The sequence below is a fragment of the Bradyrhizobium sp. SZCCHNRI2009 genome (genome assembly GCF_032485115.1).
Classification (GTDB): Bacteria; Pseudomonadota; Alphaproteobacteria; order Rhizobiales; family Xanthobacteraceae; genus Bradyrhizobium.
The window spans coordinates 250,985-268,215 of record NZ_JAUEUH010000009.1 but is presented as its reverse complement, the minus strand read 5'-3'; the positions used below and the strand labels follow the sequence as shown (position 1 = coordinate 268,215).

At 66.9% G+C, this 17,231-nt stretch carries 14 protein-coding genes; 5 read left to right on the top strand and 9 right to left on the bottom strand.

Annotated elements, in window-relative coordinates; translation table 11 throughout:
• Positions 1-91 precede the first annotated feature (91 nt).
• From QX041_RS28765 to QX041_RS28755, 3 genes are read left to right on the top strand one after another with little or no spacing between them, the layout of a single operon-like run.
• Positions 92-1,225, top strand: coding sequence for an ABC transporter permease (locus QX041_RS28765; RefSeq protein WP_316167378.1), 1,134 nt, complete (start codon positions 92-94; stop codon positions 1,223-1,225).
• Positions 1,222-1,941, top strand: coding sequence for an ABC transporter ATP-binding protein (locus QX041_RS28760; protein WP_316167376.1), 720 nt, complete (start codon positions 1,222-1,224; stop codon positions 1,939-1,941). The genes QX041_RS28765 and QX041_RS28760 overlap by 4 nt, the downstream gene beginning before the upstream one ends.
• Positions 1,938-2,960 carry an HlyD family secretion protein gene (locus QX041_RS28755; protein WP_316167375.1) on the top strand — a complete coding sequence of 341 codons (1,023 nt, stop codon included), beginning with the start codon at positions 1,938-1,940 and terminating at the stop codon, positions 2,958-2,960. Before QX041_RS28760 ends, QX041_RS28755 begins: the two co-directional genes overlap by 4 nt.
• 237 nt (positions 2,961-3,197) lie before the next feature.
• Here the strand turns inward: QX041_RS28755 and QX041_RS28750 are convergent, their stop codons facing one another.
• On the bottom strand, positions 3,198-3,830 hold the full coding sequence (locus QX041_RS28750; protein ID WP_316167374.1) for a glutathione S-transferase family protein: 633 nt from the start codon (positions 3,828-3,830) through the stop codon (positions 3,198-3,200).
• A 60-nt stretch (positions 3,831-3,890) separates the two neighbouring features.
• On the bottom strand, positions 3,891-4,484 hold the full coding sequence (locus QX041_RS28745; RefSeq protein ID WP_316167372.1) for a GNAT family N-acetyltransferase: 594 nt from the start codon (positions 4,482-4,484) through the stop codon (positions 3,891-3,893).
• Positions 4,485-4,594: 110 nt separating this feature from the next.
• On the opposite strand from QX041_RS28745, the gene QX041_RS28740 reads away from it, so the two are divergent.
• Positions 4,595-5,485, top strand: a complete 891-nt coding sequence (locus QX041_RS28740; RefSeq protein ID WP_316167371.1) for an alpha/beta hydrolase — start codon at positions 4,595-4,597, stop codon at positions 5,483-5,485.
• 21 nt (positions 5,486-5,506) lie between these two features.
• On the opposite strand, the gene glpK is transcribed toward QX041_RS28740, so the two are convergent.
• The 7 genes from glpK to QX041_RS28705 all read right to left on the bottom strand — a co-directional run bounded on the left by glpK (position 5,507) and on the right by QX041_RS28705 (position 16,074).
• Positions 5,507-7,009 (bottom strand): glycerol kinase GlpK, encoded by a 1,503-nt coding sequence (gene glpK / locus QX041_RS28735; protein ID WP_316167370.1) that lies wholly within the window; start codon positions 7,007-7,009, stop codon positions 5,507-5,509.
• Positions 7,010-7,159: 150 nt separating this feature from the next.
• A complete protein-coding gene (locus QX041_RS28730) occupies positions 7,160-7,933 on the bottom strand; it encodes an SDR family oxidoreductase (protein WP_316167369.1) in 774 nt (257 codons plus the stop codon).
• Positions 7,934-8,209: 276 nt separating this feature from the next.
• A complete protein-coding gene (gene pimD / locus QX041_RS28725) occupies positions 8,210-9,352 on the bottom strand; it encodes a pimeloyl-CoA dehydrogenase small subunit (protein WP_316167368.1) in 1,143 nt (380 codons plus the stop codon).
• 144 nt (positions 9,353-9,496) lie between these two features.
• Positions 9,497-10,687 (bottom strand): pimeloyl-CoA dehydrogenase large subunit, encoded by a 1,191-nt coding sequence (gene pimC, locus QX041_RS28720; RefSeq protein ID WP_315775503.1) that lies wholly within the window; start codon positions 10,685-10,687, stop codon positions 9,497-9,499.
• A 251-nt stretch (positions 10,688-10,938) separates the two neighbouring features.
• A complete protein-coding gene (locus QX041_RS28715) occupies positions 10,939-12,126 on the bottom strand; it encodes an acetyl-CoA C-acyltransferase (protein WP_315753494.1) in 1,188 nt (395 codons plus the stop codon).
• Positions 12,127-12,146: 20 nt separating this feature from the next.
• Positions 12,147-13,802 (bottom strand): dicarboxylate--CoA ligase PimA, encoded by a 1,656-nt coding sequence (gene pimA, locus QX041_RS28710; protein ID WP_316167366.1) that lies wholly within the window; start codon positions 13,800-13,802, stop codon positions 12,147-12,149.
• A 178-nt stretch (positions 13,803-13,980) separates the two neighbouring features.
• The gene (locus tag QX041_RS28705) at positions 13,981-16,074 is read right to left on the bottom strand and encodes a 3-hydroxyacyl-CoA dehydrogenase NAD-binding domain-containing protein (RefSeq protein WP_316167365.1); all 2,094 of its coding nucleotides are present in this window, start codon (positions 16,072-16,074) and stop codon (positions 13,981-13,983) included.
• Positions 16,075-16,287: 213 nt separating this feature from the next.
• On the opposite strand from QX041_RS28705, the gene QX041_RS28700 reads away from it, so the two are divergent.
• The gene (locus tag QX041_RS28700) at positions 16,288-17,172 is read left to right on the top strand and encodes an IclR family transcriptional regulator (protein ID WP_315734694.1); all 885 of its coding nucleotides are present in this window, start codon (positions 16,288-16,290) and stop codon (positions 17,170-17,172) included.
• Positions 17,173-17,231: the final 59 nt, after the last annotated feature.

Below are 17,231 nucleotides of genomic sequence, written 5' to 3'. Positions count from 1 at the left end.
TGCGCCACAGCCGGCGCCATGCGATGCAGCGTGGACTTATCCCCGGTAACCGGCTGAAATGCCGCCGGGGCCTCCGGGTGGTTTTTCGTTCATGTCGTTGCAGTTCAGGCTTGCGTCCCGAAACCTGTTCCATGACAGGCTTCGATTCATTGCCACCATCATCGGCATCATCTTCTCGATCGTGCTGGTGACCGTGCAGATGGGCCTCTATGTCGGCTTCCGCCGGATGGTCACGACCATGATCGACCATTCCCCGGCCGAGCTGTGGATCATGCCGGTCGGCACCAAATGCTTCGAGGACCCCTCGCTGCTCGACGAGCGGCAGCGGTTCCGCGCGCTTGCTGTTCCCGGCGTGGCGGAGGCGACGCCGCTGGTGATCGGCTATGCGCAATGGCGGCTGCCGCAGGGCACCACGACGCCGGTCTTCGTGGTCGGCTCGGAACTGCGCGGGCTCGGGCTGCATCCCTGGAACGTGGTGGAGGGACGGCTGGACGACCTGTCCGTGCCGGGCGCGGTCGCCATCGACCAGACCTATTTCGAGCGGCTCGGCATCGGCGGCGCCGGCCAGGCTGCGGAGCTCCGCGACCAGAAGGTGCAGGTGATGGCTGTCACCAAAGGCATCCGCTCGTTCACGACAACGCCTTACGTGTTCACCGACGTCGACCGCGCCCGCGCCTATACCGGCATCGCCTCGAACAAGGCGTCCTATCTGGTGGTCAGGCTGGCGGCCGAGGCCGACCTCTGGACCGTGCAGCGGGCGCTGCGCGACAGCCTGTCCAATGTCGACGTGCTGACCGCAGCCGAGTTCGCGAGCCGCAGCCGCTCGTTCTGGCTGTTCGGCACCGGCGCGGGTGCCGCGCTGTTCGCCGGCGCCCTGCTCGGCCTCATCGTCGGCACCGTGATCGTGGCGCAGACGCTCTATTCCAGCACCAAGGATCACATCAACGAGTTCGCGACCCTGCGCGCGATCGGCTCGTCCAGCCGCTACATCTACACCGTCATCATCTGGCAGGCGCTGCTCAGCGCCATCGTCGGCTTCGCCGGCGCTGCGGCGATCGGCAGGATCGTGGCGGCGGCGACCGCGGAATCGGCGCTGCCGGTCATCATGACCCCGACGCTGACGGTCGCGCTGTTCGTGCTGACGTTGACGATGTGCGTCGGCTCGGCGATCGCGGCGATCCTCAAGGTCATGCGCATTGACCCGACCCTGGTGTTCTCGCGATGACCGACACCGTGCTCGAGGCCACCGATCTCGTGCATCACCTCGGCCAGGGGGCCGGCCGGGTGCAGGCGCTGAAGGGCGTGAGCCTGTCGTTGAAGGGCGGCGAGCTGGCGCTGCTGATGGGCCCCTCAGGCAGCGGCAAGACGACGCTGTTGTCGATCCTGGGCTGCCTGATGACGCCGGATGGCGGTGCCGTGCGGGTTGCCAACCAGCCGGTCGCGGGGCTCGATCCCGAGGCGCTGGCGAAGCTGCGCCGCGAGCGCATCGGCTTCATCTTCCAATCCTATCATCTGTTTCCGACGTTGAACGCCGAGGACAATGTGCGGCTCGCGCTCGACGTGCGCGGCGAACGCGCGCGGGCCACGAAACTGGCGGCGCGCGAGGTGCTCGAGCGGGTCGGCCTCGGCCCGAAGAAGCGGTCGTTCCCGCGCCAGCTCTCGGGCGGCGAGCAGCAGCGCGTCGCGATCGCCCGCGCCATCGTCGGCAAGGCGCAGGTCATTCTCGCCGACGAGCCGACCGGCGCACTCGATACCGCCAACGGTCAGGCGATCATGACCCTGCTCGCCGATATCGCCAAGGATCCGTCGCGCGCGGTGCTGGTGGTGACGCACGATCCGCGCATCCTGCCGTTTGCCAATCGCGTCATTCACATCGAGGACGGCCGCATCGTCCGCGAGGAGAGCGGCGGCGAGTCCATGAAGAAAGTCTCGCACGCATGATATCGGGAATTCCAGAACGCGCTCACCTGCTCGGGCTCGTCGCCGCGGCTGCATTGGCTATCATCGTCACGCCGACCTCGATTCCACCGACGGCGCGTGCCGCCAATGCCCAGGAGGAACGCTGGCTGGCCGTCGCACCCGGCCGGGTCGAGCCGGCATCCGGCCTGATCAAGCTCGGCGCGCCGGTGGTTGGGCTGATCCAGGAGGTGCTGGTCAGGCCAAACGAGACCGTGTTCGCCGGCCAGGCCCTGGTGCGGCTCAGCGATGGCGAAGCTCGCGCGCAGCTCGCCAGCGCCGAGGCGCAGGTCGCGATGCGCAAGCGCGTGCGCAACAAGGAGTCGACGCCGTCTGGCGCGGGTCCCCGGCGCCGCGCCGAAGACGGCCTCGCCGATGCGCAGGCGGCGGCGTTCGACGCGCGTGCTGCGCTCGACAAGGCCGTGACCGAGCGGCGCGCCGGGCGCGGCGCCGATGCCGATGTCGACACCGCACGCACGCAATTGACAGCCGCGCAGGCGAAGCTGGAGCAGCAGGCCGACGAGCTGCGCAAGGTCACCGCTGATGCGCCACTGCCGATCAGCGCCGAGGGCCAGCTCAACGTCGCCCGCAGCGAACTGCAGAGCGCCCGCGCCACGTTGGAAAAGCTCACCATCCGCGCGCCGCTCGACGGCACGGTGCTGCAGGTCAATGCGCGCACCGGCGAGATCGCTTCGCCGCAGACGACGCCACCGCTGGTGCTGCTCGGCGACACGTCCTCGCTGCGCGTGCGCGCCGAGCTCGACCAGCGCGACCTCGACAAGATCAAGGTCGGCCAGCAGGCGGTGGTCCGCTCCGACGCCTTCCGCGGCCGCGACGTCGCCGGCAAGGTCGCCGCCATCGCCCCGCTGGTCGAGAGCAGCCGCACTGCTGCGCTCAGCCAGCGCAACATGACCGATGTCGACGTGGTGGAAGTGCTGGTCGATCTGGCCGAGCCGGGGCCATTCGCGGTTGGGATGAAGGTGGACGTGTATTTCAAGCCGTGAGGGGCGCGCCGTTCGGCCTACGCCTCGTGCGCTGCTGCCCACCCTCCCCTGGAGGAGGAGGGTCGCTCGCACGCGCAGCGGGCGATCGGGGTGGGTGAAGCCACGAGCACTGCTGCTGATGAGAGATCACCCCACCCCGCCTCACGTTTCGCTTCGCTCATCGTGCGGCGACCCTCCCCCTCCAGGGGAGGGTGAGCACCGAGCAAGCGGCACGGTCTGACGTCTCGATGGACTCCATCAATCCCCGCTCGGCGGGGCCAGCGGCTGGACGATCTCCTGGAATGGCGGCAGCGCCTCGCACCTTGCGGCGTGGGCCGCCAGCGCCGGATAGCGCGCGGCGTCGAACAGATGCGGATGCGCCTCGCGTGTGAAGCGCAGCACGCAGGCGACGGCGATGTCGGCGTGGCCGATGTTGTCGCCATACCAATAGGCGCTCGTCACATCTGCGCGCTCGGCCTCCAGCATTGCCAGCACGCCGGAGATCTGGGCCTCGCAGCGCGCGACCCACAGCGCGAGGCGGTCCTTGCGCAGCACGCGCTCGTAGATCAGGCTGACGGCCTTGTCGCCGAGACCGGTCGCGAGCGCGATCGTATGCAGCTGCCTGCGGCGCAGCGCGCCGCTCCGCGCCAGCATCGCGCGCTCGGGCCCGACGGTCTCGTCGAGATGATCGAGGATCGCCGCTGAATCGATCAGCGCCTCGCCGTCATCCAGCACCAGCACCGGCACGCGCAGCAGCGGATTGTACGGCGCGATCTTGTCGGCGTCGCCGAAGGTCGACCACGGCTTGTGCTCGAACGGCACGCCGTAGAGCTTGAGCGCGATCGCGGTGCGGCGGACGAAAGGCGAGTCGTATTGGCCGATCAGGAACATCGGTTATCCTCCTGTGCGGCGCATTGAAGCGCCGTTCGGCGCCGTTGTCAGCTCCCATGTTCAGGCGAGCAGCGGCACATGCGCTGCGACGTCGCGCGGCAGCGTGCCGTCGAGGCGCGGGTCGGGCGCGATCTCGATCTGCCGCTGGAAGGGACGGAAGCCGGAGCGCTGGTAGAAGGCCAGCGCACGGGGATGATCGAAGCTGCAGGTGTGGACCCAGAGCCGCGTCAGCGGCTGCGCCCAGGCGCGGCGCAGCGCGTGGTTCATCAGCAGCCGTCCGGCGCCGGTGCCGATCAGCTTCGACGTGACGCCGAACAGCGCCAGCTCGCAATCGGTCTTCTTGCGGAAATCGAGCTCCAGCAGGGCTTCATCACCGCCGCCATGCGCCAAGGTGTAGATCTCGACTCCGTCAGCGCGAATCGTCTTGGCAAGCTCCGCATCGCTCATCCGCGTGCGCTGCGACCACAGCCACTCCCAGCCGACGCGGGCATAGAGGTCGCGGTACCAAGCGAGATCGGGCTGCGCGACGCGGCGAATGCTCCAGTCGCCGACCGGATCGGGCGGCAGCACCGGCGGTGCCAGCATTTCCAGCGAGGTCACCACGGCCGCGACCTTGCCGGGCGGCACGTCGAAATATCCGTCGGGAATGGTCACTCAAGACGACCTGATTGGAGAGTGATCGGCAACCTGCTTACCCCGGACGTAATTGGAACCGCACAGCGGTCCCGGCATGGTCGGCGCATTCAACATCAGGAGCCATGCCCATGCAACGACGAGACGTGCTGCTGACCGCGGCAGCAGCCAGCTTCGCGGCGACGGGAGCGAGCCTCGCCGCCGCACCGACCGCGGCGCGCCCCCGTATCCGCTGCAGCGACGGCGTGACGCTCTATCACGAGGAGTGGGGCAGCGGCCGGCCGGTGCTGTTCGTACATGCCTGGGCGCTGACCAGCGCGATGTGGACCTACCAGATCTCCGATCTCAGCCAGCGCGGGCTGCGCTGCATTGCCTTCGACCGCCGCGGCCATGGACGCTCCGACGTGCCGGGCAGCGGCTACGAGCTCGACCGCCTGGCCGACGACATCGCCGAGGTCATCGCGCAGCTCGACCTTGATGATGTCGCGCTGGTCGGCATGTCCATGGGCTGCAACGAGATCCTCAACTACGTCGCGCGGCACGGCACGGGACGCATCTCGCGCATCGCGATGCTCGGACCGACGACGCCGTTTCCGCTGCAGACCGCGGACAATGCGCTCGGCGCGCCCCACGGCTATTTCGAGCAGTGCTGGGCCGCGTGGCAGAGCGACTTTCCGAAATGGATCGAGGACAACAAGCTGCCGTTCTTCACGAAGGACGCCTCGCCGCAGATGATGGAATGGGTCGCGGCGATGATGCGCCAGATGCCCATTCCCGTCGCGGTCGCCACCAACCGCGCGCTGATCGCGACCGACCTGCGGCCGGTGCTTGCGAAGATCGACCGTCCCGTGCTGATCCTGCACGGCGACAAGGACGTCTCAGCGCCGCTCGACATGACGGCACGGCCGACCGCCAAGGGCATCAAGGGCGCCGAGCTGAAGGTCTATCCCGGCGGCCCGCATGGGATATTCGTGACCCACATGAAGCAGGTCAATGCCGACCTTGCTGCGTTCCTGGCTTAGCTGCTGTGGGAGGCGAGCGCCCTACTCGCCCTCGTCGCTCGCCAGCACCCCCTTCACGGCGCGAGCCCAGCCGGCGAGCTTGCGCTCTCGCGTCGCCGCGCTCATCGCCGGCCGGAAGCGGTGCTCGAGCCGCCAATTGTCGGCGAACTTTTCCGGCTCCGGATAGACGCCCGCGTGGAGGCCGGCGAGATAGGCGGCGCCGAGCGCGGTGGTCTCCTGGATCATGGGACGGTCGACTGGTGCGTCGAGCAGGTCGGCGAGACGCTGCATGGTCCAGTCCGAGGCGGTCATGCCGCCGTCGACGCGCAGCACGATCGTCGCCGCGGACGCATCGGGCCAGTCGGCCCGCATCGCGGCCCACAGATCGTAGGTCTGGTAGCACACGCTCTCCAACGTGGCATGCGCGAGCTCGGCCGGGCCGGTATTGCGGGTCAGGCCGAACAGCGCGCCGCGCACCCGCGGATTCCAATACGGTGCGCCGAGGCCGACGAAGGCCGGCACCAGATAGACCGACTGCATCGAGTCGGACTTGTCGGCGAGCGGGCCGGTTTCGGCGGCATGCTTGATGATGCCGAGCCCGTCGCGCAGCCACTGCACGGCCGAGCCGGCGACGAAGATCGAGCCTTCGAGCGCGTAGGTCCTGACGCCGTCGAGCTGATAGGCGATCGTCGTCAGCAGCTTGTTGTTCGATTTCACCGGCGTGGCGCCGGTGTTGAGCAGCGCGAAGCAGCCGGTGCCGTAGGTCGACTTCATCATGCCCGGCGTGAAGCAGGCCTGGCCGATGGTCGCCGCCTGCTGGTCGCCGGCGATCCCCGCGACCTTGATCGGGCCGCCGAACAGATCCGGCGTGGTGGTGCCGAAATCGGCGGAGGAATCCTTCACCTCGGGCAGCATCGAGCGCGGCACGCGCAGCAGCTTCAGCAGCGTCTCGTCCCACGCACCGGTGTGGATGTTGAACAGCAGCGTGCGGGAGGCGTTGGTGGCATCGGTGGCATGCACCTTGCCGCCGGTCAGCCGCCACAGCAGGTAGCAGTCGACGGTGCCGAACATCAGTTCGCCGCGTTCGGCGCGCTCGCGCGCGCCCGGCACATGGTCGAGAATCCAGGCCACCTTGGTGCCGGAGAAATAGGGATCGATGATCAGGCCGGTTTTGGCGCTGACATCCGGCTCGTGGCCATCGGCCTTGAGCTTGGCGCAGATGTCGGCGGTGCGGCGGTCCTGCCAGACGATGGCGCGGTGGACGGCCTGGCCGGTGGCGCGGTCCCATACCACGGTGGTCTCGCGCTGGTTGGTGATGCCGATCGCCGCGATGTCCTTGGCCGTCAGTCCCGCCTTCTCAAGCGCATCGCGGCAGGTCATCACCGTCGAGGTCCAGATGTCCTCCGGCTCGTGCTCGACCCAGCCGGAGGCCGGGAAATGCTGCGGGAATTCCTGCTGCGCGACCGCGGCGATCGAGATGTCGGAGCGGAACACCATCGCGCGCGAGGACGTGGTGCCCTGATCGATGGCCAGCACGAAGGACATGGGTTTTCTTCCCGGTAGGTTGACGACGTTGGGCCGACAAGCAAGCGGATCGGGCGGGCGAGGTCAAGGTGGAGCGGCACGTGTCTATCCACCCTCCCCTGGAGGGGGAGGTGAACACCCGCGATCAGCACCGCCGCTCGGATACGAAGGCTACACCGCGGCCGTTGTCACGCCGCCGTCGACGACGATGGTCTGGCCGGTCATGAAGGTCGACGCATCCGAGGCGAGGTAGGCGACCGCGCCGGCGATCTCGTGCGGCTCGCCGATGCGACGCAGCGGGGTGGTGGCACAGCGCTGCTTCAGGCGGGCTTCGTCCTCCCACAGCGCGCGGGCGAAATCGGTCTTGATCAGGCCGGGCGCGACGCAATTGATGCGCACGCCGTGCGGCCCCCATTCGCCGGCAAGGCTGCGGCACAACGCGAAGTCGGCGGCCTTGGAGATGCCGTAGGCGCCGATCACGGTCGAGCCGCGCAGGCCGCCGATCGAGGAGACAATGATCACCGAGCCCTTGCCCCGCGCGGCCATCGGCGGGATCGCCTTGGCGCAGAGCCAGAGATTGCTCTTCACGTTGGAGGCCATGATCTTGTCGAACGCCTCGTCGGTGATGTCGAGCAGCGGACCGTAATACGGGTTGACCGCAGCATTGCAGACGAGGATGTCGACCTGGCCGTATTGGTTGACGGCACCGTCGATCAGCGCGTCGACCTCGGCCCGCCGGGAGATGTTGCAGGGGATGACGTGGGCCTCGCCACCATTGGCGCGGATGGCGCTCGCGACCTCCTCGCAAGCGTCGGCCTTGCGGCTGGAGATCACCACCTTGGCGCCGAGTTGCGCGAGCAGCTCCGCCGACGCCCGGCCGATTCCGCGGCTCGAGCCGGTGATGACGGCGACCTGGCCGGAGAGGTCGAAGGGATTGGGGGTCATGTCTGCTTCCTCCGCGTCATTGCGAGGAGCGAAGCGACGACGCAATCCAGAGTCAAGCATACCGCCCTGGATTGCTTCGCTTCGCTCGCAATGACGGCTCGATTGATCAAATCACTCCGGAGCCGGTCGACACCGGCAGCGTAGCCCTCTCAAATCCGTCATGCGCCGGCTTGACCCGCCTGCGGGGCCGAAGCCCCTTCGGCGCGGCGAAGGCCCGCGCATCCATCTTCAGAAAGCGATGGGTTGCCGGGTCAAGCCCGGCAACGACCAAGCTTTCTAGATCAACCCGCCCGCCTCGCTGACGCGGCGCATGTGGTAGTCGGTGTCGCCGAAGGTGCTCTCGATCATCGTCAGACGCTTGAAGTAGTGGCCGATCTTGGCCTCCATGGTCATGCCGATGCCGCCATGGAGCTGGATCGCCTGCTGGCCGACGAACTTAGCCGACTTGCCGATCTGCACCTTGGCCGCGGCGATCGAGGTGGCGCGCTCCTTGGCGTCGTCGAACTCGGCGGCCATGGTCGCGAACATCGACATCGAGCGGGCCTGCTCCAGCGCGACGAACATGTCGGACGCCCGGTGCTGCAGCGACTGGAACGAGCCGATCGCGACGCCGAACTGCTTGCGCGTCTTGATGTACTCGACCGTGGTCTTCAGCGACTCGTCCATCAGGCCGACGGCCTCCGCGCACAGCGCGATGCGGGCCTCGTCGACGACGCGCTCGATCAGCGGCAGGGCATTGACCGGATCGCCGATCGCGGCGTCGGCGCCGACTTCCACACCGGTGAAGGTGATGTCGGCGGCATGCAGACCGTCCTGGGTCGGATAGCCCTTGCGGGTGATACCCTTGGCGTCGGCCGGCACGATGAACACGCCGATGCCCGACTTGTCGCGCTGGCCGCCCGAGGTGCGCGCGGTCACGATCAAGGTGTCGGCGTTCTCGCCGTTGAGCACGACGAACTTTTCGCCGTCGATGACCCAGCCATCGCCCTTCTTCTTCGCAGACGTCGCAACGTCGAACAGGTCATAGCGCGACTGCTTCTCGAGCTGGGCGAATGCAAACGTCCTGCTGCCGTCGATGATCCCAGGCAGATGCGCGGCCTTCTGCGCCGCCGAGCCGCCATGACGGAGGAAACCGCCGGCCAGCACCACGGTTGCGAGATACGGCTCGAGCACCAGCGCGCGGCCCATCGCCTCCATCACGATCATGGTCTCGACGCCGCCGGCGCCGAAGCCGCCATCGTCCTCGGAGAACGGCAGCCCGAGCAGGCCCTGCTCGGCGAGCTTGGACCACATCGCCTGGCTCCAGCCGCCCTTCTCGCTCATGTACTTCTTGCGCTTGTCGAAATCATAGGCATCCGCCAGCAGGCCGTCGATGCTGTCCTTGAGGAGGCGTTGCTCCTCGGTGAGATCAAAATCCATTGGTTGACTCTCCAGTATCCCCATTCTCCGTCATGCTCGCGCTTGTCGCGGGCATCCACGTCGTGCCGTTGTGCGGGCGGCGTGGATGGCCGGGTCAAGCCCGGCCATGACGGCGTGCGTCGTCGAGGCGCTGCGGCTCACATGTCAGAGCCCCAGCACCGCCTTGGCGATGATGTTGCGCTGGATCTCGTTGGAGCCGCCGTAGATCGAGACCTTGCGGTTGTTGAAGTAGCTCGGCGCGATCTGGGCGGTCCAATCCATGGTCTCGTTGCTGTCGTCGTCGCCGTGAATGTCGTACGGCGCGGCAAACGGGCCGATCACCTCCATCAACAGCTCGGTCGTGGTCTGCTGGATCTCGGAGCCCTTGATCTTCAGCACCGAGGAGGCCGGATTGGGCTTGCCCTTGCCGTGCTTGCCTTCGTCGGCGACGACGCGCAGCTGCGTCAGTTCCAGCGCCTTCAGCTCGACCTCGCAGGCCGTGAGCTTCTCGCGGAACGACGGATCCTCCAGCACCGGACGGCCGCCGGATTCGATCTTGCCGGCGAGCTCCTTGATGCGGCGGATGCGTTCCTTGGAGACGCCGACGCGGGCAATCCCCGTGCGCTCGTTGCCGAGCAGGAACTTGGCGTAGTCCCAGCCCTTGTTCTCCTCGCCGATCAAGTTCTCGATGGGCACCTCGACGTCGTCGAAGAACACCTCGTTGACCTCGTGGCCGCCGTCGATGGTCTGGATCGGACGCACCGTCACGCCCTTCGACTTCATGCTGAAGACGATGAAGGAGATGCCCATCTGCTTCTTCGCCGCCGGATCGGTGCGGCACAGGCAGAAGATCATGTCGGCGTGCTGCGCAAGCGTGGTCCAGGTCTTCTGGCCGTTGATGATCCACTTGTCGCCGCGGCGCTCCGCCTTGGTCTTCAGCGAGGCGAGGTCGGAGCCCGAGCCCGGCTCGGAGAAGCCCTGGCACCACCAGTCGTCGACATTGGCGATGCGCGGCAGATACTTCCTCTTCTGCTCCTCGTTGCCGAAGGTGTAGATGACGGGGCCAACCATGCTGACGCCGAAGGCGAGCGGCTGCGGCGCCGGATAGGCCTGCAGCTCCTCGTTGAAGATGTAGTGCTGCACCGAGGTCCAACCGGTGCCGCCATATTCCTCCGGCCAGTGCGAGACACCCCAACCCTTCTTGTTGAGGATGCGCCACCAGGTCACCATCTCGTCCTTCGACAGATGGCGGCCTTCGATCATCTTCCGCCGCGTCTCCGGCGGCACGTTGTCCCTGAAGAACTGCCGCACTTCCTCGCGGAACGCCTGCTCTTCCTTCGTAAATGCAAGATCCATCGGATCCTCCCTTTAGGTATTCAAATCGACCTGCGGTCAGTTCGTCTTGCTCCGCTGTCGTCCCTGCGAACGCAGGGACCCATATCCACCGGCGGACGTTGGAGGCAAAGGCGTCTGCCAGAATGCCTCAAGCGATATCACGCGGTATGGGTCCCGGGTCTGCACTTGCGAGCGCTCGCGCGCTCGCAAGCTTGCCCGGGACGACAGCTGTGGGAAATCCCGCGCGAGATTCGCGCGGGACGACAATCAAGTTACTGCAGCACTTCGAACAGGCCGGCGGCGCCCATGCCGCCGCCGACGCACATGGTGACGACGGCGTATTTGGCCTTGCGGCGGCGGCCTTCGATCAGCGCATGGCCCGTCAGCCGCGCGCCCGACATGCCATAGGGATGGCCGACCGCGATGGCGCCGCCATTGACGTTGATCTTGTCGGGGTCGATGCCGAGCTTGTCGCGGCAGTACAGCACCTGCACGGCGAACGCCTCGTTGAGCTCCCACAGGCCGATGTCGTCGACGGTGAGGCCGTGGCGCTTGAGCAGCCGCGGCACCGCGAACACCGGGCCGATGCCCATCTCGTCGGGCTCGCAGCCATGCGCAACGAAGCCGCGGAAGATGCCCAGCGGCTGAAGGCCGCGCTTGGCCGCGTTGGCGTCGCTCATGATCACGCAGGCCGAAGCGCCGTCCGAGAGCTGGCTGGCATTGCCGGCGGTGATCGAGAAGCCGTCGCCGCGCACGGCCTTGAGGCCGGCGAGACCTTCGGCGGTCGTTTCCGGACGCGGACCTTCGTCCTGCGAGAAGGTCACGTCCTTGAACGAGATGTTGCCGGTGGCCTTGTCGGTCACCGCCATCTTGGTGGTGATCGGCGCCAGCTCGTCGTTGAACTTGCCGCCCTGCTGCGCGGCCGCGGTGCGGCGCTGGCTCTCCAGCGCATATTCGTCCTGCCGCTCGCGCGAGATGCCGTAGCGCTTGGCGACGATCTCGGCGGTGTCGATCATCGGCATGTAGACGTCGCCCTTGATCTCGAGCAGCGCCGGATCGGTGGCCTGGAACGTGTTCATCTTGTCGTTCTGGACCAGCGAGATCGATTCGCCGCCGCCGCCGACGGCGATCTCGACGCCGTCGAAGATCACCGAGCGCGCCGCGAGCGCGATCGCCTGCAGGCCGGAGGCGCATTGGCGGTCGATCGTGGTACCGCCAACCGACACCGGCAGGCCGGCGCGCAGCAGCGCCTTGCGCGCGATGTTGCCGCCGGTCGAGCCCTGCTGCAGGGCCGCGCCCATCACGACGTCCTCGACCTCGGCCGGATCGACCTTGGCGCGCTTGACGGCCTCGCCGATGGCGTGGCCGAGCAGCGTCGCGCCGCCGGTGGCGTTGAGCGCGCCGCGATAGGCCTTGCCGATCGGCGTGCGGGCGGTGGAAACGATGACGGCATCGGTCATGGGCGGACCTCCTGTTGTTGTTACGGATGTTTGCTGTGAGACGTGGGTGATTGCTGCTGGCGCAATTCGTGGCGCGACAGCTTGCCGACCGGCGTGCGCGGCAGCTCGTCGACGAACTCGAGCGCCGCGGGCAGCTCGTGCTTGCCGAGCTTGCCGGTGAGGAAGGCGCGGAGATCCTCGACCGGGAACGGTGCTGCGCCGTCGCGCAGCTTGATGAAGGCCTTGGCGGCCTCGCCGCGATAGGCGTCGGGAATACCGATCACGATGACCTCCTGCACCGCCGGATGGGTGTAGATCGCCTGCTCGATCATCTGCGGATAGACGTTGAAGCCGCCGGAGATGATCATGTCCTTCTTGCGGTCGACCAGGAAGTAGAAACCGTCGGCGTCGACATAGCCGATGTCGCCAGTCAGGAAATGATCGCCGACGAACGACTGCGCCGTTTCCTCCGGCCGGTTCCAATAGCCCTTGGTGACGTTTGGCCCCTTGATCCGGATCTCGCCGACCTCGTTCACGCCAAGCACCTTTGAGGGATCCTCGAGCGACACGACGTCCATCTCGATGCCGGGCAGCGTGATCCCGATCGAGCCCGGCTTGTCCGGGCCGCCCTTGGGGTGGGCGGTGCCGGGCGAGCAGGTCTCGGTCATGCCCCAGCCGCTCTTCAGCTTCATGCCGACGCGGCGCTCGAGGATGCGCGCGACCTCGACCGGAAGCGGCGCGCCGCCGGAGCCGACGCTGGTCAGCGACGACAGATCGCGCGTGTCGAGGTCGGGCAGGTTGGCGATCGCGATCCACATCGTCGGCACGCCCGGGAAATAGGTCGCGCGCTTGACCTCGATGTCGCGCATCACGGCTTCCAAGTCGAAGCGCTGATGCAGCGAGATCAGGCTGCCGAGGCGCAGCGAGGTCAGCAGCACCACCGTCAGCGCATAGATGTGGAACAGCGGCAAGACGCAGATGACGCGGTCGGAGCCGTTGCCGTTCGCGCGCCCCCAGATTGCGGCGATCGACACCGCCGAGGTGAGATTGCCATGCGTCAGCATCGCGCCCTTGGGCAGGCCGGTGGTGCCGCCGGTATATTGCAGCAGGGCGATGTCGTCGGGCGAGATGGCCGGCCATTTCGCGGGCACCACCGCGCCATCGACGAAGGCGCGGTGCGTGACGACCGCAGGGTTGTCCGGCAGCGGCGTTTGCGGCGTGCCGACCTTGCCCCAATGGTCGTCCTCGCAGACGATCAGCCGATCGAGCAGGCCCTTCTCCAGGAACTTCAACGCCGTCGGCAGCAGCGCGCTGAGGTTCGACGTCACCAGGATGCGCGCGCCGGAATCGCTGAGCTTGTGCGACAGCGCGATCTCGCCATCGAGCGGCGACAGGTGCACCACGCGGGCGCCGGCCTTGAGCGCGCCGAAGAAGTTGATCGGATGATCCGGCGTGTTGCCGAGGAACAGCGCGATCGAGGCACCCTTGCCAAAGCCCGCACGCAGGAAGGCCGCGGCGGCCTGGTTGGCAAGCGCTTCGAGCTGCTTGAATGTGATGGGGCGGTCGCGGAATTCGAGCGCGTCGCGATCGCCGAACTCGCTCACCGCCTGCGCCAACAGGTCCGGCAAGGTGCCGCGCGCGATCGGCGCGTCCCAGCGGACGCCTTGTGGATAGTATTGTTCGCCGGGATGGGTCATGAGGACTCTGTATTTCTTGCCGTAAGGCGGCCCCGCTCTCTCCGTTCCCTCCCCCCTTGTGGGGGAGGGCCAGGGAGGGGGGTGGCCCCAGGCGAGACCGCCGTTGTGGACCCCCACCCCCGCCCCCTCCCCGCAAGGGGGAGGGGGGCGCAGTTGAGCGCGGAGCTAGAGCGAAGCCTCAAGCGGCCTTCCCCTGTGCCAGCGACGCGAAGGTCTTGCCTTCGTCGGCGAGCTTCTTCAAAAGCGGCGCCGGCTCCAGCGACGGGTCATTGGTCTCCTTGGCGTAGTAGGCCAGCCGCTCGGCGATGTGCTTCAGACCGACGCTGTCGGCCCAGTACATCGGCCCGCCGCGATAGATCGGCCAGCCATAGCCATAGAGCCAGACGACATCGATATCCGACGGCCGCGCGGCAATGCCCTCGGCGAGGATCTTCGCGCCCTCGTTGATCATCGGATACATCATGCGCTCGAGGATCTCCTCGTCGCTGACCGCGCGCCGCTTGAGGCCGAGCTTGGCCAGCGTCTCGTCGATCAGCTTCTCGACATCGGGATCCGGCAGCGGCGCACGCGAGCCGGCCTCGTATTTGTAATAGCCCTTGCCGGTCTTCTGGCCGAAGCGGCCGGCCTCGCACAGTGCGTCCGCGATCTCGCTCTTGATGCCGCGGTCCTTGCGCGAGCGCCAGCCGATGTCGAGGCCGGCGAGATCGCCCATCGCGAACGGGCCCATCGGCATGCCGAACTTGGTGACGACGGCGTCGACCTGCTGCGGCAGCGCACCTTCGAACAACAGCTTCTCCGCCTGCTTGCCGCGCTGCGCCAGCATGCGGTTGCCGACGAAGCCGTCGCAGACACCGACCACCGCCGGCACCTTGGCGATCTTGCGCGCGATCGATACTGCCGTGACAAGCGCGTCCGGCGCGGTCTTCTCCGCACGCACGATTTCGCACAGCTTCATGACGTTAGCCGGCGAGAAGAAATGCATGCCGAGCACGTCCTGGGGCCGGCTGGTCTGCTTCGCGATCTCGTCGATGTTCAGATAGGACGTGTTCGAGGCGAGCACGGCGCCGGGCTTGGCGTATTGATCGAGCTTGCCGAACACTTCCTTCTTGACGGCCATGGTCTCGAACACCGCCTCGATCACGAGATCGGCATCCTTGACGTTCTCGAGTCCGACCTTGCCATCGATCAGCGCCATGCGCTTGGCCGGCGCATCGGCCGGGATGCCGCCCCGCGCGGCGGTCGCCTCCCAGTTCTTCTGCATGATGCCCATGCCGCGCTTGAGCTGTTCCTCGGCGGTCTCGATCAGCGTGACCGGGATGCCGGCATTGGCGAACGACATCGCGATGCCGCCGCCCATGGTGCCGGCCCCGATGATGGCGACGCGCTCGACCTTGCGGCCCTTGGTCCCCTCGGGCACGCCGGCGATCTTGGCAGCCTCGCGCTCGGCGAAGAAGGCGTAGCGCTGCGCCTTGGACTGATCGCTGGTGAGGAGCTTGAGGAAGCCTTCGCGCTCCTTCTTCAGGCCCTCGTCGAACGGCAGGTCGATCGCGTAGCCGACCGCGTCGGCGGCCGCGAACGGCGCCTCGAGGCCGCGCGACTTCTTGGTGATCGCCGCCACCGCACTGGTGAAGATCGAGCGATCGGCCTTGGCGGCCGCCAGCTTGGAATCGTCGTCACGCAACTTGCGCAGCGGACGGTTCTCCGCCACCACCTTGCGCGCGAAGGCCTCGCCGCCCGATGCCGGCCCCTCGACGATCTCCTCGATCAGGCCCGCCTTCAGCGCTTCCGCTGCGCCGATCGGATCACCGCCAACGATCATCTTGACCGCGAGCTCGGGGCCTACGGCGCGCGGCAGGCGCTGGGTGCCGCCCGCGCCCGGCAGCAGGCCGAGCTTCACCTCGGGCAGGCCGAGCTTCGCCTCCTTGGTGGCGACACGATAATGACAGGCGAGCGCCACTTCGAGACCACCGCCCAGGGCCGTTCCATGAATGGCGGCAATCACCGGCTTGGGGCTGTTCTCGATCGTGCTCAAGACGTCGTTGAGCGCCGGCGGCTTCGGCGGCTTGCCGAATTCGGTGATATCGGCGCCGGCGATGAACGTGCGCCCGCCGCAGGTGAGCACGATCGCCTTGATCGCGGGATCGGCGATCGCCGCCTTGACGTTGTCCAGGATGCCGCCGCGCACTGCGGCACTCAGCGCATTGACGGGCGGACTGTCGATGGTGACGATGCCGATGATGTCATGACGATCAAGCTTTGCCACTTCGCTCACGCGTAAGCTCCTTGGGATGTCGTTTCTTTGCGGCCGGTTAACGTGCCGGCCAATTCTTGGCTTTTCATTTGCGCAGAGTATCAGCCTTGCTTGCGTCTACCCGCTGCTGAACGTCAATTCCGCAGTGCGAAATCTAATTCCACATCTTGACATCCAGGGTTATTTTGAAGCACGAGCGTTGTCAACGAGGCTCATCAATCAACAGCCGATGACATGAAACGCCCAGGGAAGAAACCAGCGACCGATCGGAGCTTCGTCGTCGCGCTGGCGCGCGGCCTGGACGTGCTGCGGGCATTCCGGCCGAATGACGGCCTGCTGGGCAATCAGGAAATCGCCGCGCGCACCAACCTGCCGAAGGCCACGGTCTCGCGCCTGACTTACACGCTCACCAAGCTCGGCTATCTCACCCCGGTGCCGCGCTTCGAGAAATACCAGTTGGCGCCATCGGCGCTGGCGCTGGGCTATGCCGCGCTCGCCAACCTCGGCATCCGCCATCTTTCCGAGCCATTCCGCGAGCAGCTGATGCGCGAGACCGGCGGCGCGGTCGCGATCGGCGGCCGCGACCGGCTCAGCATGATCTATTTCGGCCAGAGCCGTCACGGCGTCGTCAACGTTCAACTCGACGTCGGATCGCGCATTCCGATTGCAACTACAGCAATGGGCCGCGCCTACATCTGGGCGCTGCCGGACGAGGACCGCGCCGCGTTGATGCGGGAGATGCGCGAGCATTATGGCAGCCGTTGGCCGAAGATCCGCGACGGCATCGAACGCGCCGGCGAGACCGTCGCGAAATATGGCTTCACCATCTCGGCCGGCGAATGGCAGGACGACGTTCATGCGGTCGGCGTCGCGTTGCGGCTGAACGACGGAACCGGTCCCTACGCCGTGAATTGCGGAGCACCGGCATTCCGCTTCACGGAAGAGCGTTTGCGGACCGACATTGGACCTCGTCTCGTCGCGATGGTAAGGAACATCGAAGCGGCGCTCGGCGGCCTCGCGCTGTCAACTAATCAAACAAGCAGCCCATCAAACAAAGAACTCAATAAGAAGCCGAAGCCAGGAGGAAAAGTTGCCCGTGTTGCCGAGGGTATCAGATAGCCTGCATCATCGCGGTCGGCTGGCGCCGCGTCCTGACCTGAACGATTTCGGGAGGGGCG